Source organism: Staphylococcus sp. GW821-FHT11H10, assembly GCF_058807855.1.
This window is the reverse complement of sequence record NZ_JBXARC010000022.1, coordinates 1-21005: the sequence shown is the minus strand read 5'-3', so window position 1 is coordinate 21005 and position 21005 is coordinate 1. Positions and strand designations below refer to the sequence as shown.

Genomic DNA, 21005 nt, shown 5'->3' with positions numbered 1-21005 from the left:
TAGTTATTACTTAATAGCAGCTTAACTGTGAATAACTTAAGTTAAAAGAAGAATAATAAACTTTGTTCATATTCATTACTTTCTATATGTCTTGAGTTTTTAATAGAAATCTTAATGTTTAAATTCCACATTAGATAGGTATTTTCGATAATTATCAAGAGCCATTTTAGATTGTGTGATGAAGTCTAATGACGATTCATAGTTTAGTGCGATATAACGATAGAAAAGAACATCAATGGTAAACATTTGCGCAAACAAAGAAGTTGTCGCACCCATACGTAATTCATTTTCATCTGAATGTCCATATGTCAGAACAATGTCAGAATGCTGAGCTACGTGATTATGCTCTGAACTTGAAATTGTAATAATAGGGATATTATAATCCGACACAACTTTCACCATTGCACGAAGTTCACTTTGATCGCCATTATTAGTTATAAATAAAACACAATCTTCTTTGTCATGTGTAGACAACATGGTTGTGAATAAATGAGTCTCTTGAACAAGTTGGACATTTAGCCCAATTCGAGATAATTTTTGATATAAATCCGTCGCACAGACATACGATGCACCATAACCAAAGATAAAGATGTTATTTGCACGTTTAAAATGTTGGCATATGTTATCAATCGTTGTGTTATCTGCAAATGTAGAACTTTTTAGAAGTGCTTCTTCTGCACGATGATAAAGTTTCTTTTTTAAAGTATCTACCGATTCATTGTTAAGCAATTCTATCTTATAAGGTGCTTGTTGTTTTGGAAATAACATCGCAAGTTGTGATCTAACTTCATGAAAACTTTGATTAATCAATTTTTGGCTATATCGATTTAACGTCGAAACACTCATTTCAAGTTCTTTAGCAATCTCTTGATTCGACATGCTAATAACTTTATGTGGTGAGTTTAATATAAATCGTGATAATTTCTTTTCATTTTTAGAAAATGAAGCATAATTTTCGTCGATTAAATATAAAATGTTTGTCATCTAATCACCTAGTTTGTTTAAGTTTCTCATTTCTTTAGTCGTACCGAAGAAGTATGTGAAAATAAAGCCAGCTAGGTACGCAGATAATAACCCTATGATGTAACCTAAATATTTTTGATGGGCAATTAACGGTAATAATGAAATACCACTAGGTCCGATAGCAGTGGCACCTATATGACCAATGCCTCCTATAACTGCACCACCGATTCCACCACCAAGACATGCTGTGATGAATGGGCGACCTAATGGCAAGGTAACACCATAAATAAGTGGTTCTCCAATTCCTAAAAATCCGACTGGTAACGCACCCTTAATTGCAGTTCTTAAAGTAGTATTATTTTTACATCTTACCCATAGTGCTAATGCAGCCCCAACCTGACCTGCACCAGCCATAGCGGCAATAGGTAACAAATATGTTGCACCTGACTGATTTATTAATTCAATGTGTATTGGGGTGAAAATATGATGCAATCCTAACATAACTAGTGGTAAGAAAAATGCACCTATAATAAATCCACTAAATATACCACCTACACCAATTACCCAATTCACTACGCCTACTAATCCATCAGAAATAAATCCAGCTATAGGCATAAAGAAGAATATAGTTAGTAACCCTATGATAAGTAATGAAATTGTTGGTGTCACAATAATATCTATAGCATTGGGAACTATTTTATGTAGTTTTTTCTCAATTATACTTAATAACCATACCGCTAAGATCACTCCTATAATGCCACCTTGACCAGCTATTAATGGTTCGCCAGTAAATACATTTTTAATTGGATTATCTTCAGTAATACCTGTTAATAAAGTCGTACCCCCAATGACACCACCTAAACCTGGTGTTGCACCAAATACTTTTGCTGCATTAAAACCAGTGAAAATAGCTAGATAGGCTAACATGCCATCTTTGATGACATTTAATACGGCCACAAGTTGTTTTACCCAATCAGCTGAAATGGTACCAGCAGTAATAAAGTTGTTCAATACAGCTGCAATACCACCAATAAGTCCAGCTCCTATAAATGCGGGTATGAGAGGTATGAAAATATTAGCAATTGACTTTAAAATTGTATTCATTTTACTTTGTTTACGCTTTTGTTGGAATTCACGTTTGTTTTGTTGTGCTTGATTTTTAATATTTGACGTGTTGCTACGATGGGGGATATCTTCACCTAATTGAACACCACTTAGCTTTACCATTTCTGCGGATACTTCATTTACCGTTCCAGGTCCGACCACAATTTGAAGTCGCTCATCTTGTATGACTCCGAGCACGCCTTCTATGTTTTTAAGTTTAGGATAATCAACTTGTGTCTCATTGTTAATTTTTAGGCGCACACGTGTCATACAATGGATAATGTTATCCACATTATCAATGCCACCAACCGCATCTAAGATGTGATGGGCCAATTGTTGATCCTTATTCATATCGTTGCCTCCTTAAGATTGAATTGCTTTTTTTACAATGTCATTATTATTTATGAGTCTTGATTGAGCATCGCTTTTAGTTGTGTTACATAAATTCATAACGATTGCAATTTTAATATCATTGTCGGCTTTTATATAGAGTTCTTGAGCTTCTTCAAAAGTTAAGCCACAAATCTCTTCGATAATATGTATGGAACGTTGTTCAAGTTTGTGATTTGTCGCTTTTAAATCAACCATCAAGTTATCATAAACTTTACCAACACCAATCATAGTCATTGTTGATATCATATTAAGCACAAGCTTTTGAGCAGTACCTGACTTTAAGCGAGTAGACCCTGCTAATACTTCTGGACCAACATTGACTTCAAGTGCATGGGAAGCGACAGTACTAATGTCACTATTCGTATTGCAAGAGAGGGCAACAGTCAGTGCACTTATTTCATTGGCATATGTCAATGCCCCTTTAACATAAGGCGTGCGACCACTTGCCGAAATACCAATAACTACATCCTTTTCATTCAAATGGATTGCTTTCAAATCAGTCATTCCCATTTCATAGTTGTCTTCAGCACCTTCAATCGCTTCAGTCATAGCTTGTTGCCCTCCAGCAATTAAGCCAATTACTTCATTAGGATGCGTATTGAAAGTTGGAACACATTCAGCTGCATCTAATACACCTAAACGTCCACTTGTACCAGCTCCTATATAAATTAGACGTCCACCATCTCGAAAACGCGTAATTGTTTGTTCGATTACTCTGTTTAACTGGGGCAAAATAGGTTCAATTGCTTTAGCTACTAGTTGATCTTCTTTATTTATTGTTTTTAAAGCTTCTAATATCGACATTTCATCTAAATGCATCGTTTGTGTGTTTCTGCTTTCAGTAGTTAAATGTTCCATTAGCGTTTCTCCTTTTCAGTAATAAATTCAAATGTGTCACCAGGTTGTATTAAATCAATAACGACTTTATCTTCATCACATATAGATGCTACATGATTAATCGCCTTATGATTAGGCAAATCTGCTTTAATCACTTGTAGCTCACCTTCGTAACGTTGATTAAGCGAATTATCAACCGTGACGTCTCCCTTATAGCGATATTGATTGAAGTTATTGGTTGGAGGAATATTTACTTTAGTTAATCTAGAATACTTGGAGCGTATTACATTCTCAGGTGCATCCAAACGAGATGTATGTTGCTTGAAAATGAGTTGTTCATATGATTTATCAAAATATGATAGCCGAAGTTTGAAATGACGGTGATAAATCATCTGCTGTAATGCAACTGCTTCTGCATAGTTGATTGCAGTATCACCAATAAGAATATAATCCAAGTTATATTTTAATAGTGAATGTGCAGATTGAAGTAATGTCATGTGTCTATGTTGTTCAATGGTAGGAAGTCCTTTATACAATGGACCTCTTAATGTAGTTCCAGGAATAAAAGCCATAATTGAGGCATGTTCATCATATTTTCTAATGAGGTTATTTCGTTGTTCAAAAAGGTTTAAAGCTAAACCTGTATCAGGTCTGGGATAATAGTTATGACAAAAATAAACTTTAGATAATGATTTTTGATTATAAAGTGTATCCAAAATTTCAGTAGTGATAGTACTGGCATTTAGACAACACTGTAAATTATGATGAAACAAATCTGCAATTAAATCATAATTAAAATGATCATCAATTCTAATAACAAAGTCACCATTAGAAAATTGATCGAAAAAACGATAAACATTCTGATTCAGTAATGATGGATTTATATCAATAATGTAGGTTACCGATTTATCTTTTAGCAATTGGCATAATTCTCCCAAATATGTCAATTTAGTTTGATCGTTTTCCTCAGGTATTTGTAGTGATGTGAAAATAATGTCGTAACCGAGATCAACCATATTTAATATGTATGATTTGTTTAATGGTTGACCTAAATAGACTGAGAAACCTAGCATATGAATCCTCCTAATTACTGTAATCACTTACATTATAGCGTTTCACGTTTTTTATTACAATTTACATATATATTATATAATTTTTATAATTAATTGTTTAAGCGACTTGGATAATTAGCTGAATTGAAGGAGATAGCTGAGGCGTTTATTATGCTATTAAAAAAATAAAGGATAAGATATTGAAATTGCACATGTGATATACGAGGTTCACTTACTTATATTCATTTAACAAATAAATTAATGTTTGATGCAATTGGTCTTGACGTTGTTGTAAATCAACTAATATCGTCCCTTGATGGAATTCGTGTAGTGGTTTTAATGATAGATCATTTAGTAATTTATAAAAGAAGTGATCTGATTGCATCGAGAATTTAGACTTGGAGTTATTAGTACTGTTTTGAAGGGTTAACGGTAAACTGTCAGTAAAATTTTTAATGGATGTATTATACGCTTCTATTTCTCTATTTAAAAATCTATTGTCCATTAAATAGTAATACCTTATTTTTTCAACGTGAGTGAGTAAAATTATGAGTTGTTGACGCATTATTGTGTATGGAAGCATATTCAATGCAACTCCTTGAAGATATTAAATTGTAGAAGAGGTATGAATGAGGGGAACCAATCGAGAAAATTATTCAGTCGTCTCGATTGGATTTAAAAATTGGGTATAATTATCAATGGATATGTCATAAGTTTTAATGGTCTTCTCAAAGGAATAAGATATGTCATAAATATCAAGCACTGGTAATTCTCTTGTTCTTCCTAAACCGATTTCATAAATAATTGATAACCACTCGCCATTACGACATAGTAAACCAATGAATATGACATTCTCTGCAATAGTGTCTTGATTATCAATAAAGTCAATCAACATAACATTTCGTTCAGAACTATAAATTAAAATGTCTGCAAATAAATGGGGTAATGTTATTTGTTCAGTATCTTCAAACTTAATTAAGTTAGTCATTTGGTTTAGTGATTTACGAACACGAGTATTAGGAATATTGATAATCTGATTAATGATAGATTGAATCTCATTAGTATATGGTAATGTTGAATAGGATTGGCTTTCTATTAAGTTAAGATAAAGAGATAATAGCTGCTGTTCAGTAAAATTTAGCTTTATTTTATCTTCAGATTTTTGAATCTGATATCCACCATTTTTGCCTTTATGAGCATATATTTGAACACCTTGATTTTCTAAATCGACAATGTCACGACTAATTGTTCGAACAGAAACATTTAAGTGTTGCGCCAATTCAGATGCATTAATTGTATGACCTTGTTGTATTAATGAAATAATTTGATTCTGGCGATCTAATTTCTTCAACATAAACACCACCTATAACCATTACATATTACATTAATTATAACATAACACTGCGTATGAAGACATTTTCAGTACTTTAGTAGATTATGCGTGTAAAATTAAACATTTTTTATTAGGAAAACGCTTACAAAATTAAATGTTTTATGCTATTATAATATTTGTAACAGGGGAGAACGAATTCAAACAAAGGGGTAGAAGCTATATAACAGATAGCTTGTTGTGAATCGTTCAAGTTACATCGAAACATCTTCAATATTTATTACTTACTTTCCTTTCTATTTGTCGGCTAGCAGATGACTAGCCGATTTTTTTGTGTCTTCATTTAAAAATTCCTATGACAAATATGAGCAGTAAGATACAATAAAGTGAAATAGATAGTTGAGGTGAAATCATGCAAAACAAACTTCATAATTTAGATGCGCATATCATGGATTGGTTAAAACATCTCGATGATGTTATTCCCAATTTGATAACAGATATGATTACTGATACTAAAATAAATCGATTTGATTTAGTTACAAATGTAGATAAACAACTTCAAAACAAGTTTGAAGCGTATTTAGCTGAACACTTTCCAAGTCACCAATTATTAGGTGAAGAAAAAGATAATAGCATGATTCGGCCATACGAAGGTCATTTATGGATTATGGATCCAATTGACGGTACAGCTAATTTAGTAAAACAGCAAGAAGACTATTGTATTATCATCGCATATTTTGTTGATGGCGAACCTAAACTTTCTTATATATATGATTATCCTCACGATAAATTATATAAAGCAATAGCGGGTGAAGGTGCATTTGTTAATGGGCAACAATTAATGCCACCTAATGAATTAAAATTGCAAGACGCTATTATCTCTTTTGGGACTCAATATATAAATGATGATACAAGCAAAGCATTATACGATGCTTCGTTCAGTGTGAGAAATATTGGTTCATGTGGTTTAGATTCAGTAAGAGTGATTAAAGGACAATTTGGTGCACATATAAATACAAACCCAAAGCCATGGGACATCGCAGCGCAATTTTTATTTGCGAAAGAATTAAATTTGAAAATGACTCAATTAAATGGAGAACCGTTAGACTTTGCTAAGAGTGGCCCATTCATTATTAGTAATCACGGATGTTACAAAGATATACTAACTATTATTAATCGAAATGGCGGGTATCATATTTAATAATATTGATAGCTGTTTTATGAAAAGTTACTTCTTAAGACGTATAGAAAGTTAATCATTTTAATATATAATAATTATATTAATTCATAAAATAGAATAGGAGTGGTAGGATGCGTAGAACGCATAGACGAATGAGCCTGCCCGTTAAAATAATTACATGGTTTATAGGAATATTAGTTGTTTTAGCAATAGTTGCGTCAATTTTTGTAGTAGCTAGTATTTTTATTACAAGTGGTAAGATTCATAACCCTTTAAACAGACAACATTCAGAATTGAGATCGAAAAATGTAAGTTTGTCAAATGGTGATCCATTTACTATTGCATTATTTGGTGTAGACTCAAATGCTCAACGTAAAAGTGAGAATGATGGTGAAAGAAGTGACACAATTATGCTTCTTTCTATTAACCCTAAGAAACAAACTACAGAAATTGTAAGTGTACCTCGTGATACACAAGCTGAAATTGTAGGTAAAGGAACGACTGAGAAGATTAATCATGCATATGCTTATGGTGGACCAACGATGGCTGTTAAATCATTAGAAAAATTAATGAATGTTCCTATTGATCATTATGCAACAGTTGATATGGATGGGTTACATGATATGATTGATGCTTTAGGTGGTGTGAATGTTACTAGTAATGATACTTTCACCACTAAAGGAACTAACTTTGTAAAAGGTCAATCAACTCATGTGGATGGAGATACTGCAATGGCCTTCATACGTAGTCGTAAAGAGGAAGGTGCTGGAGGAGATTTTGGTCGTCAAGAACGACAACAACTTATCCTTCAAGCAATGGCTAATAAAATGACAAGTACTTCTGCGCTTACGCATTTTCCATCATTAATTAATCAGATTCAGAAAAATGTTAAAACCGATTTAACATTGAATGACATGAATGATATTAGAAAAAATTATAAAAATGCGAATACAACTGTAAACCGACATCAATTAGAAGGTCAGGGTGGTATTCAAGACGATGGATTGTGGTATTTCATACCTAATGACGATTCAAAACAAAGTGCCACAGAAATATTGAATAATAATTTACAAAATTAAATTTTAATGCAATAGACGTTTTTACTTTAGCAGTTAATACTAGGAAATTTATAGAGGTAGGACAATGAGAGAGAAATCATTTCAGTCCTATCTCTATTTTTTTTTAAAATTGTATCTGCATTAAAGTTAGTTTTTTTAACATTTGAAACACAGTGTATATTTAATTCTTTTAAAATTGCAAAAATTTATGAAACGCTTAACATTTAATGAAATAAGTAATACAATTAATATAATTCTATGTTCAATATATGTGGGGTATTGAAATGGAATAGTTAAGTAGCCAAAGTCATTTTACGGAAAATTTATATAGATGGGGTGGAAAGTATGCAAGAACATTTAATCGTCACGCTTGATGGCACTGATTATCTTGTAGAACCTGGAACAAGTTTACTTGAGTTTATAAAATCTCGTGATACTTTCGTACCTTCAATTTGTTATAACGAATCAATGGGACCAATTCAAACATGTGATACATGTATGGTTGAAATTGATGGCAAAATTGAACGTGCGTGTAGTACAGTTGTAAATCGACCTATGACAGTTAATACTCAGAATAATGATGTTAAAGCTAGCCAAAAGGAAGCTTTAGATCGCATTTTAGAAAAACATATGCTGTATTGTACGGTATGTGATTACAATAACGGTGATTGTGAAATACATAACGCTATGGACGCATGGGGATTAGAAGAACAATCATACGAATACAAAACAAAACCATATGAAAAAGACTATGGTCCATTCTATCGATATGACCCAGACCAATGTATTCTTTGTGGTCGTTGTGTAGAAGCGTGTCAAGATATCGAAGTAAATGAAACAATTTCAATTGATTGGAATCGTGAGCATCCTAGAGTTATCTGGGATAATGATGTTCCTATTAATGAATCATCATGTGTATCGTGTGGTCAATGTGCAACTGTATGTCCTTGTAATGCCATGATGGAAGTGAATATGGAAGGTAATGCTGGTTACATGACAGATACTGAACCAGGTTCACTTGCTGCAATGATTGATTTAACTAAAAAAGCTGAACCAGGTGATGGATTACTATTTGCAGTTTCTGATTCAGAAGCGGAAATGCGTAAAGAACGCATTAAGAAAACGAAAACAGTTTGTACATATTGTGGTGTAGGTTGTTCATTTGATGTATGGACTAAAGACAGAGAAGTACTTAAAGTTCAACCATCACATGATTCTCCTGCCAATAAAATTGCTACATGTGTTAAAGGTAAATTCTCTTGGGGTCACATTAACTCAGACCAACGTTTAACGAAACCACTTGTTAGAAAAGACGGAGAATTCCATGAAGTTGAATGGGATGAAGCTTTAGATGTTATTGAAACTAACTTTAAACGAATCAAAAATGAATATGGTGGCGATCATTTAGCATTTATCGCATCTTCTAAAGGTACTAATGAAGAATCATATTTAATGCAAAAACTTTCACGACAAGTCTTCGGATCTAACAACGTTGATAACTGTTCAAGATATTGCCAAGCACCAGCAACGAAAGGACTATTCAGAACTGTAGGTCACGGTGGTGACTCTGGTTCAATTGAAGACCTTGAGAGAGCTGCTATGACTGTTCTAATCGGTACAAATACAGCTGAAGCGCATCCAGTTATTGCATCTAGAATGAAACGTGCACAGAAATTATTCGGACAAAAGATGCATGTATTCGATATTAGAAAACATGAAATGGCTGCGCGTGCAGATGCATTTTATCAACCTAAGCCAGGAACAGATTTAGTTTGGTTAGGTGCAGCTACTAAATATATCATTGACAACGATTTACACGATAAAGCTTTCTTGAATGATTGGGTCGATAATTATGAAGATTACTATAAATCATTAGAATTGTTCACTATGGATTTTGCAGAAGAAACAACAGGTATTCCTAAAGAACAAATCATTAGTTTTGCAGAAGAAGCTGCAAAAGCTGAATCAATGTCAATTTGTTGGGCAATGGGTGTTACACAACAAGATATTGGTAGTGATACAAGTACAGCTATCTCTAACTTATTGCTTGTGACAGGTAACTATAGAAAACCAGGTTCAGGTGCTTATCCATTACGTGGTCACAATAACGTACAAGGTGCAAGTGATATGGGAAGTATGCCAGATCAATTCCCAGGTTATCAAAAAGTAGCTGATGATGAAGTGAGAGCAAAATTTGAAAAAGAATATGGTGTAGAATTAAATCCAACACCTGGACGCGATAATCACCAAATGATGGAAGGTATCCATAATGGAGATATTCAGTCATTATACTTATATGGTGAAGATACAGGTATTGTTGATTCTAATATTAATTTTGTTCAATCTGCTCTAGAAAAAGTAGACTTCTTAGTTGTTCAAGATGAGTTCCTAACTTTCACAGCAACATATGCAGATGTCGTCTTACCAGCTAGTCCATCATTAGAAAAAGATGGTACATTCACGAATACAGAACGCCGAATTCAACGTATTAATAAAGCATTACAACCGCTAGGCGATTCTAAACCAGACTGGGAAATCTTCCAATTAATCGCACAACGCATGGGCGCTGATTGGAATTACAAACATCCAAGTGAAATCATGGATGAAATTGCAGGATTAACACCATCATATTCAGGTGTAAATTATGAACGATTACAAGGTTTCAATAGTCTTCAATGGCCTGTAGCACCAGATGGTACAGACCAACCAACATTATATATGGATGGCTTTAACTTTGAAAATGGTCGTGCTAAGTTATTCCCATTAACATTTGACAATTTCTTTAAAGAAGATGAAGTTTATGATCTACATGTAAATAACGGTCGTTTACTAGAGCATTTCCATGAAGGTAATATGACTTATCAAACTGAAATGATTAAGTATAAAGTGCCAAATGCGTTTGTAGAAATTTCTCCAGAGCTAGCTAAAGATCGTGATATTCATGAAGGCGCAGAATTACGATTGATTTCAGAAACGGGTGAAGCAACATTAATTGCAACAGTAACTGATCGAGTTAAAGGCAGAGAAATTTATATTCCTTTAAATAATGATGCTATGTCAAATGGTGATTTAGGCGCTATCAATAAATTAACTAATAGTGATGTAGATAAATATACAGATACACCATCTTATAAACGAACAAGTTGTCGTATGGAAGTATTGACTCGTAAAGGTAAATCACCATTAAATCCAACAAACTTCCGTGTCGATAAACAACGTAACCCGCAGTATAGTGTCCAAGTACAGAAAAAATGGGAACGTCCTGACTATGTTTTCCCAGGAAATGTGGTGGATAAATAATGGCTGAAAGAATAACTAAAATTAAACGTTTAGAGAAATCAGAAGAACAAATTAAAATCGAGAGTATCAATGAAGTAACAGATGCTATTGCAGAAAATAAAGATAGTATTTTAAAAGCAATACGTTTAGTAAAAGCATTAGATGAAGCTAAAATTCTTGATTTAATGAACGGTGGCATTAGAGGACGTCAAGTTATTATCAATAAATTTATGACAGAACTTAACAAAGATTTATATGCGGGTCTAATTACAAATTTAGCACCAATGGTCTTTATGTTAGGTGAGCTTAATGTTCAAGAGTTAAGTCAATTCTTAAATAAATTAAATAAAGGATTGCACGTTGCAAATCAAGCTAATCCTAATGCTAAAACAAGTATTCGTAGTCTAATGGGCGTACTCAAAGACGATGATATGAATCGCAGCTTAACTTATATACTTAATTTACTTAAAGGGATGTCTAGAGAAGATAAATAATACATTATTGTATAAAGAGATTGGTACAAGTTAAATAATCTAGGGCTATAAAGTAAATATGCAGTAGATGACTGAATTGAGAAGGCACTTATTCTAAACTTACTTAGTTCAAGTCATCCTAAGGGGTGGGATAATGAATTCAAATTGAATTCTGTCTCGCTCCTTTCTTTCATTATTTAATAAGATTTATACGTACTTTCTACATGAATTATGGTAAGGTGTAGTATATATTATTACTAAAAAAGGGGTGAGAACAATTCATCCAAATGCGATTAAAATTATGACAGTTATTTCTAACGTTTTTATTGTTTTAGGAATTATTTTTTTAATTATGATGCAAATGGTGTTAGCGATTTCAATGTTCGCTGTGTCATTAGCAATTAGTTTAGTTATATTTAACGTGCTTTTTCGAGATCGAACTGGCATGAAGATAGTCATCAACATATCATTTGCTATAGTCTTAATTGTTATTATAATTACTTATTTTTATTTATCTTAAATAGCTATAAAGGATTGTCATCTACATGAAGCAATTAAATCAAATGTGTTTACCATTCATACTGTTGCTTATTATTATCATTGTCTTCATAGTATTATTAATAATTAATCACTCAGAACTGTTGGACAATGATCGCAACTATAGCTTTCAAGAAGCAATTCAGAAACAAACAGATTCGAGTGTATTGAATACAGTAGACAGAGATGGTGAGTTTGTGAATGCAAATAGCCGAGAAATAGAGAGGGCAATGCGCATTACACGAGACGATAATAAGTTTAAATACATGGATATTTCACAACAAGTTCCTATGTCAAAACAAGAAGTTAAAAAGATGTTACGAGGGAATGGTATTCTTGAAAATCAAGCTGATGCTTTTATAGAGGCTCAAGATAAATATCAAGTCAATATTATTTATTTAATAAGCCATGCACGTGTGGAGACTGCTAATGGTAACTCTAAACTTGCCAGTGGTATTAAAGAAGGTAACAATCGTTATTACAACTTTTTTGGTGTCGGTGCTTTCGATGAAAATGCTATTCATACAGGTAAGAGTTACGCTAAGGAGGCATCATGGACTTCACCACGCAAAGCGATACTTGGTGGAGCTAAATTTATTAGAACGAATTATTTTGATAATGATCAAATTACGCTGTATCAAATGAGGTGGAATCCTAAAAGTCCGGGCCAACATCAGTATGCAAGCGATATTTTGTGGGCAGATAAAATTGCAAAGTATATGCAGGCATATTATGACCAATTTGGTATAAAAAAAGATGATGTACGTAAGAACTTCTATGCCTCCTAAATTGAATGGCTAATAGAGTGTATACAATCTTAATTGCAACTGCAACATACTGTTAAGATAAAATTTAGGTGAATTTAATATTGAGGTGTAAATAAATGAAAATTGCAATAATAGGTGCAGGTATAGGTGGTTTAACTGCTGGCGCACTTCTTTTAGAAAAAGGACATGACGTTTCTATATTTGAAAGACAATCAAATATAAGTGAGGTTGGTGCAGGTATAGGAATTGGTGATAATGTTATCAAGAAATTAGGTAAACATGACCTAGCTAAAGGAATTAAAAATGCTGGCCAGAACTTATCTGCAATGAATGTACTAGATGATAAAGGAAATATTTTGTCTGCAGTAAAATTAAAAGAGGCTACGTTGAATGTAACATTAGCGCGACAAACTTTGATTGAATTGATACAATCTTATGTTAATCCTCAATGCATTTATACTGACCATGATGTTATTAAGGTTGAGAACGTCGAACAACATACGATGGTTCACTTTTCTAATCATGCAAGTCAAAGTTTTGATTTATGTATAGGATCGGACGGACTTCATTCTGTTGTCAGACAAGCTATTCATCAGAATGCGAAGATACTTTATCAAGGGTATACGTGTTTTCGTGGCTTAGTGGATGATGCTGATCTACATAACATTGATATCGCTAGTGAATATTGGGGTAAACGAGGTCGAGTAGGGATAGTGCCACTTATTAACAACCAAGCTTATTGGTTTATTACAATTAATGCGTCTGAAAAGGATCCCAAATATCAAACGTTTGAAAAACCACATCTACAAGCATATTTTAATAATTATCCTGAACCAGTACGTCAAATTTTAGATAAGCAAAGTGAAACAGGTATTCAGAAGCATGATTTATATGATATGAAACCACTCAAATCATTTGTAAATCAACGTATTCTATTGTTAGGGGACGCAGCGCATGCAACGACGCCTAATATGGGTCAAGGTGCTGGACAAGCTATGGAAGATGCGATTGTACTAGTTAATTGTTTAGCAGAATATGATATAGAAAAAGCATTAAAACGTTATGATAAATTAAGAGTTAAACATACTGCAAAAGTTATCAAACGCTCAAGAAAAATTGGTAAAATAGCGCAAAAAGACAACAAATTAGTTATCTCACTACGCAATGGTGTAATGAAAAGAACACCAAACCGTTTGTTAAGCGGACAAACTAAATTCCTGTATAAAGCGAAGCATAAATAAAATAAGACGGATACTGAAGACTAATTAAGCATATAAGTTAATGATTAATATGCTTAATAGTCTGTTTCAGTTTCCGTCTTTTTTACATTATAAATTATTTATTAACTATAAATTGTGGAGTTTCACCATTTAACTTTTTAATCGTATCATTTGCGACGATTTTAGACATCATATCTCTTGCTTCATATGTTGCGTTACCAATATGAGGTGTGATAACTACATTATCTAGTGATTTCAAACCTTCTGTAATTTCAGGTTCAAATTCATATACATCTAATGCAGCACCTTCAATTTGTTTGTCTTCTAAAGCTTTTACTAAAGCTTCTTCATTAACTATTGGACCGCGACCAGCATTAATTAAATAGGCTGTAGATTTCATCAGTTTAAATTGTTCGGTATCAATCATGTGATGTAAATCAGGATTATAAGCAGCATTGATTGTGATGAAGTCAGCATTTTCAAGTAAGGTATTTAGATCTACATATTTTGCACCAATTTCACGTTCTTTTTCTTTCTTTTGGTGAGGACCAGTATATAAGATATCCATATCAAAAGCTTTAGCACGCTTAGCTACTGCACTACCAATTTCACCTAAACCGATTATGCCAATCGTTTTGCCAGACACTTCACGACCTCTAAAGAATAAAGGTGCCCATCCATCAAAACCTTGTGTTCGAGATAATTTATCTCCTTCGACTATGCGACGCGCAACTGCTAAAACGAGTCCGAAAGTTAATTCAGCAGTTGAGGCTGTTGATGCTTTAGGTGTATTTGTTACATCAATATCTTTTTCACGTGCATATTTAACATCCACATTATTAAAGCCAGCACCATAGTTTGCAATGATTTTAAGGTTACTTGCACTATCAATCACTTCCTGATCAACATTCGTAGATAGAATGCTTATAAGCGCAGAAGCATCTTTGACACCTTCCATAAGTGTTGCTTTATCAATAATGCCTTCACCTTCATACATTTCTACTTCAAAGTGTTCTTTAAGTAAATTTAATCCTACTTCTGGAATTGCACCTGCTATATAAACTTTTTCCATTAAGCTCACTCCTTATCAATAATCTCTCTTTAAGTATAATAAAAGGAGAAAACGTATACAAATGTAATTCATACAATTTTATTAGATCATTTTAAGACCGATTACAGAGAAGAGTATCAAGAAAATAAAAATGATACGGCTAAAATGTGTTGATTCTTTGTAAAATAACATACCTACAATAGCTCCTCCGGCTGTGCCAATACCAGTCCATATAGCATATGCTGTTCCCATTGGAATTGTTGTCATAGCTAATTTTAAAAAACTAAAACTAAAAATAAACGTAATTGCCATTAAAACAATATAAAATTTTTGTTTTGAGCGTGCATATTGGTTTAACCATATGACGCCAAGTACCTCTAATAATCCTGCAATGAGTAAATATAGCCATGACATATTACATTCCTCCCTTAGGTGAGTCATTCGTTGACAGTTTAAGTCCAATAATACCAACTAGTAACAGAAGCAGTAATACAACTTTCATTATTGTAAATGGTTCTCCAAAGAAAAGCATATCTGCAATAACTGTACCAGCAGCTCCTATTCCCACAAATACTGCATAAACTGTACCGACTGGAAGTTGTTTAGAGGCGGAAATCATCAAGTAGAAGCTTAGTGCAATAAAAACTAATGTAAATAACCAAGTTACAAAGTTATGGGCATTATTTAATCCGATTACCCAAATAACTTCAATTAGGCCAGCTAAGATGACTTTAAGCCATTGCATACCTTCACACTCCTTATAAAATAAAGACTAATATGCTTATTCTCTCAAAGCGTTACTTTTAATTCAATTTGTAAAACTTAAAAAAAGAGCCAGAACAGAATTTTTTTGAATTCCATGTCTTAGCTCTTCAAGGGTGATTTGAACTGAAAAAGCTTGGTTAAAAGCGACTTCACAGCCCAGTCAGCTTATGCGAATTTACAATGTAGCTCTATAGTTTAATGTTATTCTATATTTCTGATTAGCATCATTTAAGCTTTATTTAAAATTATGACAAATGGATGTAGTTATAAGAACTAGCTTGGCTAGCTGAAATTGTACGTGTATCTTTCACATATGGTCCACCAGAATAATTCATTTCAGAAACAGTTACTGAACCATTGCTACCAACACTTTCTACATACGCAACATGTCCATAAGAACCTTCAGATGTTTGAAGAATTGAACCTTTTTCTGGAGTATTATTTACAGTGTACCCAGCTGCTGATGCTGCACTCGCCCAGTTATTAGCATTTCCCCAAGTACTACCGATTTTACCACCAACTCTGTCATATACATACCAAGTACATTGGCCGGCTGTGTATAAATTACCTGATGTAGAAGATGTAGTTTGAGTTGAAGAAGAAGTAGTTGTAGAAGAACTACTAGATGACGAACTTCCATCTGATGTTGTTGAAGTTGTAGTGCTTTGATTATAGTTAAAAGATTGTTGTTTAAATTGAGGTTGTTGATAACCTTGTCCTTGTTGATGGCTAAATTGCATATTTTGACCATGTGGACCTTGTTGTCCGAATTGATTATGTTGTGGTGCTGGATTGTGATTATATTCTGCAGCATCTGCATGGTTAGCATTTAATCCTAATGATGATACACCAATGCCTGCTGTTAAAGTTGAAATTGTAATAATTTTTTTCATAGTAAAAAGTCCTCCCAAAATTTGTATTCAACAATAGGTTAAAAATAGCGATATGTTGAATAGACTTCGAATTTGTATTTTTTGCCGCTCCCAACGACAAGTCATACTTTATCAGATTCTATTAGCACTGTGTGCAATGTTACGGTTTCGTAAATGAAATACAAAAACCTTGAACAACTCCGTAATAAAGAGTAGTTCAAGGTTACGTACTGTAATATAGCTTGAATTATGCATGAATACTACATTAATCTTATATTTAGTTAGTGTTAACAAATGATTATTATTACAACCCTTTGTAATATTAGATGCTGTACAACTTATTTGAAGAAACGAATTGATAAAGGCACTACATATTCTTTTCCACCAAAATATTTAACGCATGCAACGATATGAAAAACTACATATAGGATAGAAAGTACAATTAATAGTAATGAAAGAACAAATAGTAATATTGTAGCGATAATGATCGCTGCTTCATTATTAACTACATATATGAAAAATACAGGTACCATACATATACCAACAACAAAGTTCCAAATTAAATAAGAAATAAGCATGTTGAAGTAGTTCTTTCCAGCTTTATCAACTAATCGTGATTCATTGCGCTTGATAGCCCAAATAATAATTGGACCTATTACAGAAGTGAAGAACCCCAATAGGAAGATCAACATAGACATTAATCGGGCATCATCTTCATTATCTCTCTTTACCGTAGAGTCTTGTGATTGCTCATAATAATCCGACATAATAATACTCCTCTCAATTAAAAAAGTTATGTTTCATAATTAATATAACAAAGTTACTTAAAAAAGATTAGTTAATTTTAAAATTAATATAAATAATTGAGTTGTGTTTAATTTTTGTAAAATAGGATATAGTTTAGCGTTGTATAAAAATTGACTATTAATGATACTAGTATAAGTCATTATTAGGATATGGCATTAGCTGACTGAATAGAAATAATGTTGATTTAAGATTTATATTTATTCTAGCCAACTTTGCCCGGGAGCGGGACTTAAATATGATTATTTTAATAAATGGTTGTATTTAAGGATATTAAGAAATCTATTTACATTTATTAGATTTCTAACCTGCTCCCTTTATTTTTAAATGAAAAAGCAGAGACGCTTATTTGATTAAGAAAGGAAGTTATAACTATGAAAATAGCGGTAGTAGGATCAGGTAATGGTGCAGTTACAGCGGCAGTAGATATGGTAAATCAAGGACATGATGTGAAATTGTATTGTCGAAATTCATCCATTAAAAAATTTAATAACGCATTAGAAAAGGGTGGATTTGATTTTAATAATGAAGGTGCAGAATCATTTGTACCATTTACAGAAATAAGTGATGACATTGAATATGTATTGAAAGATGCTGAGATAATTCAAGTTATCATTCCATCATCATATATTGAATACTATGCGGAAATTATGGCTGAGCATGTAACAAGTGATCAACTTATTTTCTTCAATATTGCAGCTGCCATGGCATCAATTCGATTTATTAACGTACTTGAAGATAAACATATTGAGGTAGAGCCGAAGTTTGCTGAAGCTAATACACTTACTTACGGTACGCGCGTTGACTTTGAAAATGCACGCGTAGATTTATCATTGAATGTACGTAAAGTATTCTTTTCTACATATAATAAGAAGGAACTTAGTGACAGTTTTGAAAAGGTAAGTCAAATATATCCGTATCTTGTTAAAGAAGAAAATCTATGGAAGACAAATTTAGAAAACGGAAACCCAGAGGTTCATCCTGGTCCAACGTTATTAAATGTAGGAAGAATTGATTATGCTGATTCATTTGCCCTCTATAAAGAAGGTATTACGAAGCACACAGTAAGATTATTACATGCAATTGAGTTGGAACGTTTAACATTAGGCCGTAAATTAGGATTTGAACTTTTAACAGCCAAAGAAGCACGTATTCAAAGAGGTTATTTAGAACGTAAAGACGAAGATGAACCATTAAATCGTTTATTTAATACAAGTCCTGTGTTTTCTCAAATACCAGGGCCTAATTCAGTACAAAATCGTTATTTAACTGAAGATATAGCATATGGACTTGTACTATGGTCAAGTTTAGGGCGTGCAATTGATGTTGAAACGCCTAATATAGATGCAGTTATCATGATTGCATCAACAATTTTAGAACGTGACTTTTTCGATGAAGGTCTAAAAGTAGAAGAACTTGGTTTAGAAAAACTCGGTTTAGAATAATTAACAAATTTAAAATACTATAAATAAATCTTTAATAAACATTCTATTTATGATTAAACGTACATCTAACTATGAAAAGAGGTAATTAATTAAAAGGAAAAGAGGAATGTGTATGAAAAGACAGCCATCATTTTTGGAAGCAATATCTACAATTATCGTAATGGTTATTGTCGTGACACTAGGCTTTATAAAATTTAATATTCCAATTCAGGTACTGTTACTCATATCATCTGCATATGCAGCTTTGATAGCTTGGCGAGTAGGCTTAAAATGGAAAGATTTAGAAGAGGGGATCACTCGAAGATTAACGACAGCTATGCCTGCAATATTTATTATACTAGCTGTAGGTATAATAGTTGGGAGTTGGATGTATTCTGGAACTGTTCCAGCTTTAATATACTACGGTCTAAAGTTTTTAAATCCACATTACTTTTTAGTTTCTGCCTTTTTAATATCGGCTATTAGTAGTTTAGCAACTGGGACAGCCTGGGGATCAGCTTCAACAGCTGGTATTGCGTTGATATCAATTGCGCATCAGTTGAATATCGATATGGGTATGGCAGCAGGTGCTATTATCGCAGGTGCGGTCTTTGGTGATAAAATGTCACCATTATCAGATACAACTAACTTAGCTGCTTTAGTAACTAAGGTAAACATTTTTTCTCATATCAGATCAATGATGTGGACAACGATACCTGCTTCAATTATTGGACTAATAGTTTGGTTCTTTGCAGGTTTAACTTCAAAAGGTTCAGTGAATACGAAACAAATTAATAAGTTACTGAATGAACTTGATGGTATCTATAATATAAATATTTGGGTGTGGGTGCCGTTATTAGTCATAATCATATGTTTAGTTTGTAACGTATCTACTGTACCATCTATGTTAGCATCAAGTTTAAGTGCAGTTATTATTGGAACATTAAATAATCATTTTAATATAGTTGATGGTTTTAAAGCTATGTTTAACGGATTTACACCTGCGATGACTGGACAATCCAATCTTTCTACCAATGCAACATCGCTATTAGAACAAGGTGGAATGATGAGTATGACAGAGATACTAGTGACAATATTTTGTGGGTATGCATTTGCAGGTATTGTTGAAGTATCGGGATGTTTAGATGTCATGTTAAAAACGGTTTCTAAAGGTATACATTCAGTTGGAACACTTATTTTAATAACAGTCATTTGCTGTTTAATGTTAGTATTTGCAGCTGGAGTAGCATCTATAGTAATTATTATGGTGGGTGTCTTAATGAAAGACATGTTTGTTAGTAGGAATTTAGATAAATCAAATTTATCAAGAACTTTAGAAGATTCAAGTACGATGGTGTTGCCGTTAATACCATGGGGAACTTCAGGCATATACTACACGCAACAACTGGGAGTATCAGTAGATCAATTCTTTATTTGGACAGTTCCATGCTACTTGTGTGCAGTATTAGCAATTATTTACGGCTTTACCGGAATTGGTATTCGTAAATTAGACAACAAAAGTTATGTAAAAAATTCGTAAAAATATGTTTAATTAATTGTGAAAAGGATATATTTAAGTATGTTAAAACATTACCTAGATATTTTTGTAGCGATGATATTTGATGCTATAAAGTTTTAACTGTAAAATATCCTCAAAATATTTAACAGTAGTGGGTTCAATTTTTGTAGCGAGAATTGGATCCATGAACGATGGACAAACGAATTTATTATCAACAATTATGTAGTAATAGATATAACAAATCAAGAAAGAATGAATTTGTTCGAAATAGATTAAGATTGGAAAGTATTGATTATTACTGGCTCTACGTCAAATCGGACTGATGAGTCCAAATATTGAGATTAAGCAACTTTAAGTTGTTTAATCTCTTTTTTTGT

20 protein-coding genes are annotated in these 21005 nt (G+C 32.9%); 9 read left to right on the top strand and 11 right to left on the bottom strand.

What is annotated here, in order from left to right:
* Positions 1-111: 111 nt before the first annotated feature.
* The 6 genes from AC1RRU_RS10365 to AC1RRU_RS10340 all read right to left on the bottom strand — a co-directional run bounded on the left by AC1RRU_RS10365 (position 112) and on the right by AC1RRU_RS10340 (position 5700).
* Entirely contained in the window at positions 112-984 is an 873-nt protein-coding gene (locus AC1RRU_RS10365) for a MurR/RpiR family transcriptional regulator (protein WP_011275064.1), read from the bottom strand.
* On the bottom strand, positions 985-2418 hold the full coding sequence (locus AC1RRU_RS10360; RefSeq protein ID WP_011275065.1) for a PTS transporter subunit EIIC: 1434 nt from the start codon (positions 2416-2418) through the stop codon (positions 985-987).
* A gap of 12 nt (positions 2419-2430) precedes the next feature.
* Positions 2431-3318 carry an N-acetylmuramic acid 6-phosphate etherase gene (gene murQ, locus AC1RRU_RS10355; RefSeq protein WP_011275066.1) on the bottom strand — a complete coding sequence of 296 codons (888 nt, stop codon included), beginning with the start codon at positions 3316-3318 and terminating at the stop codon, positions 2431-2433.
* Entirely contained in the window at positions 3318-4370 is a 1053-nt protein-coding gene (locus tag AC1RRU_RS10350; protein WP_011275067.1) for a MupG family TIM beta-alpha barrel fold protein, read from the bottom strand. The genes murQ and AC1RRU_RS10350 overlap by 1 nt, the downstream gene beginning before the upstream one ends.
* A 211-nt stretch (positions 4371-4581) precedes the next feature.
* Positions 4582-4932 carry a hypothetical protein gene (locus AC1RRU_RS10345; protein WP_011275068.1) on the bottom strand — a complete coding sequence of 117 codons (351 nt, stop codon included), beginning with the start codon at positions 4930-4932 and terminating at the stop codon, positions 4582-4584.
* A gap of 69 nt (positions 4933-5001) precedes the next feature.
* Positions 5002-5700: a helix-turn-helix transcriptional regulator gene (locus AC1RRU_RS10340; protein WP_493196586.1), complete on the bottom strand. Its 699-nt coding sequence runs from the start codon at positions 5698-5700 to the stop codon at positions 5002-5004.
* A gap of 388 nt (positions 5701-6088) precedes the next feature.
* On the opposite strand from AC1RRU_RS10340, the gene AC1RRU_RS10335 reads away from it, so the two are divergent.
* The 7 genes from AC1RRU_RS10335 (at position 6089) to AC1RRU_RS10305 (ending at position 14214) form a co-directional block, all read left to right on the top strand.
* Positions 6089-6880 (top strand): inositol monophosphatase family protein, encoded by a 792-nt coding sequence (locus tag AC1RRU_RS10335; protein WP_370444503.1) that lies wholly within the window; start codon positions 6089-6091, stop codon positions 6878-6880.
* A gap of 110 nt (positions 6881-6990) precedes the next feature.
* Positions 6991-7938 (top strand): LCP family glycopolymer transferase, encoded by a 948-nt coding sequence (locus AC1RRU_RS10330; RefSeq protein WP_011275071.1) that lies wholly within the window; start codon positions 6991-6993, stop codon positions 7936-7938.
* 324 nt (positions 7939-8262) lie between these two features.
* A complete protein-coding gene (gene fdhF, locus AC1RRU_RS10325) occupies positions 8263-11217 on the top strand; it encodes a formate dehydrogenase subunit alpha (RefSeq protein ID WP_011275072.1) in 2955 nt (984 codons plus the stop codon).
* Entirely contained in the window at positions 11217-11690 is a 474-nt protein-coding gene (locus tag AC1RRU_RS10320; RefSeq protein ID WP_011275073.1) for a helical membrane plugin domain-containing protein, read from the top strand. The genes fdhF and AC1RRU_RS10320 overlap by 1 nt, the downstream gene beginning before the upstream one ends.
* A gap of 280 nt (positions 11691-11970) precedes the next feature.
* A complete protein-coding gene (locus AC1RRU_RS10315; protein ID WP_029376663.1) occupies positions 11971-12189 on the top strand; it encodes a hypothetical protein in 219 nt (72 codons plus the stop codon).
* A gap of 25 nt (positions 12190-12214) precedes the next feature.
* Positions 12215-12994, top strand: a complete 780-nt coding sequence (locus AC1RRU_RS10310) for an N-acetylglucosaminidase (protein ID WP_011275074.1) — start codon at positions 12215-12217, stop codon at positions 12992-12994.
* Positions 12995-13089: 95 nt separating this feature from the next.
* Complete coding sequence (locus AC1RRU_RS10305; protein WP_011275075.1) at positions 13090-14214, top strand: FAD-dependent monooxygenase; 1125 nt, start codon at positions 13090-13092, stop codon at positions 14212-14214.
* Positions 14215-14308: 94 nt separating this feature from the next.
* Here AC1RRU_RS10305 and AC1RRU_RS10300 read toward each other — a convergent pair whose 3' ends face one another.
* The 5 genes from AC1RRU_RS10300 to AC1RRU_RS10280 all read right to left on the bottom strand — a co-directional run bounded on the left by AC1RRU_RS10300 (position 14309) and on the right by AC1RRU_RS10280 (position 17648).
* On the bottom strand, positions 14309-15265 hold the full coding sequence (locus tag AC1RRU_RS10300) for a 2-hydroxyacid dehydrogenase family protein (RefSeq protein WP_011275076.1): 957 nt from the start codon (positions 15263-15265) through the stop codon (positions 14309-14311).
* An 81-nt stretch (positions 15266-15346) separates the two neighbouring features.
* Positions 15347-15658, bottom strand: coding sequence for a DMT family transporter (locus AC1RRU_RS10295; RefSeq protein ID WP_011275077.1), 312 nt, complete (start codon positions 15656-15658; stop codon positions 15347-15349).
* 1 nt (position 15659) lies between these two features.
* Positions 15660-15989, bottom strand: a complete 330-nt coding sequence (locus AC1RRU_RS10290; protein WP_011275078.1) for a DMT family transporter — start codon at positions 15987-15989, stop codon at positions 15660-15662.
* Between the two features lie 265 nt (positions 15990-16254).
* Positions 16255-16902, bottom strand: coding sequence for a CHAP domain-containing protein (locus AC1RRU_RS10285; RefSeq protein ID WP_011275079.1), 648 nt, complete (start codon positions 16900-16902; stop codon positions 16255-16257).
* A 317-nt stretch (positions 16903-17219) separates the two neighbouring features.
* Positions 17220-17648, bottom strand: coding sequence for a DUF4870 domain-containing protein (locus AC1RRU_RS10280; protein ID WP_011275080.1), 429 nt, complete (start codon positions 17646-17648; stop codon positions 17220-17222).
* 411 nt (positions 17649-18059) lie between these two features.
* Here AC1RRU_RS10280 and AC1RRU_RS10275 point away from each other — a divergent pair, with 411 nt between their 5' ends.
* Positions 18060-19130, top strand: a complete 1071-nt coding sequence (locus tag AC1RRU_RS10275) for an NAD/NADP-dependent octopine/nopaline dehydrogenase family protein (RefSeq protein ID WP_011275081.1) — start codon at positions 18060-18062, stop codon at positions 19128-19130.
* A gap of 112 nt (positions 19131-19242) precedes the next feature.
* Entirely contained in the window at positions 19243-20649 is a 1407-nt protein-coding gene (gene nhaC, locus AC1RRU_RS10270) for a Na+/H+ antiporter NhaC (protein ID WP_011275082.1), read from the top strand.
* Positions 20650-21005 lie beyond the last annotated feature (356 nt).

Coding starts and splice junctions, on each gene's coding strand:
- AC1RRU_RS10365 (WP_011275064.1), bottom strand. CDS start 984: ATGACAAACATTTTATATTTAATCGACGAAAATTATGCTTCATTTTCT.
- AC1RRU_RS10360 (WP_011275065.1), bottom strand. CDS start 2,418: ATGAATAAGGATCAACAATTGGCCCATCACATCTTAGATGCGGTTGGT.
- murQ (WP_011275066.1), bottom strand. CDS start 3,318: ATGGAACATTTAACTACTGAAAGCAGAAACACACAAACGATGCATTTA.
- AC1RRU_RS10350 (WP_011275067.1), bottom strand. CDS start 4,370: ATGCTAGGTTTCTCAGTCTATTTAGGTCAACCATTAAACAAATCATAC.
- AC1RRU_RS10345 (WP_011275068.1), bottom strand. CDS start 4,932: ATGCTTCCATACACAATAATGCGTCAACAACTCATAATTTTACTCACT.
- AC1RRU_RS10330 (WP_011275071.1), top strand. CDS start 6,991: ATGCGTAGAACGCATAGACGAATGAGCCTGCCCGTTAAAATAATTACA.
- fdhF (WP_011275072.1), top strand. CDS start 8,263: ATGCAAGAACATTTAATCGTCACGCTTGATGGCACTGATTATCTTGTA.
- AC1RRU_RS10320 (WP_011275073.1), top strand. CDS start 11,217: ATGGCTGAAAGAATAACTAAAATTAAACGTTTAGAGAAATCAGAAGAA.
- AC1RRU_RS10315 (WP_029376663.1), top strand. CDS start 11,971: ATGACAGTTATTTCTAACGTTTTTATTGTTTTAGGAATTATTTTTTTA.
- AC1RRU_RS10310 (WP_011275074.1), top strand. CDS start 12,215: ATGAAGCAATTAAATCAAATGTGTTTACCATTCATACTGTTGCTTATT.
- AC1RRU_RS10305 (WP_011275075.1), top strand. CDS start 13,090: ATGAAAATTGCAATAATAGGTGCAGGTATAGGTGGTTTAACTGCTGGC.
- AC1RRU_RS10300 (WP_011275076.1), bottom strand. CDS start 15,265: ATGGAAAAAGTTTATATAGCAGGTGCAATTCCAGAAGTAGGATTAAAT.
- AC1RRU_RS10295 (WP_011275077.1), bottom strand. CDS start 15,658: ATGTCATGGCTATATTTACTCATTGCAGGATTATTAGAGGTACTTGGC.
- AC1RRU_RS10290 (WP_011275078.1), bottom strand. CDS start 15,989: ATGCAATGGCTTAAAGTCATCTTAGCTGGCCTAATTGAAGTTATTTGG.
- AC1RRU_RS10285 (WP_011275079.1), bottom strand. CDS start 16,902: ATGAAAAAAATTATTACAATTTCAACTTTAACAGCAGGCATTGGTGTA.
- AC1RRU_RS10280 (WP_011275080.1), bottom strand. CDS start 17,648: ATGTCGGATTATTATGAGCAATCACAAGACTCTACGGTAAAGAGAGAT.
- AC1RRU_RS10275 (WP_011275081.1), top strand. CDS start 18,060: ATGAAAATAGCGGTAGTAGGATCAGGTAATGGTGCAGTTACAGCGGCA.
- nhaC (WP_011275082.1), top strand. CDS start 19,243: ATGAAAAGACAGCCATCATTTTTGGAAGCAATATCTACAATTATCGTA.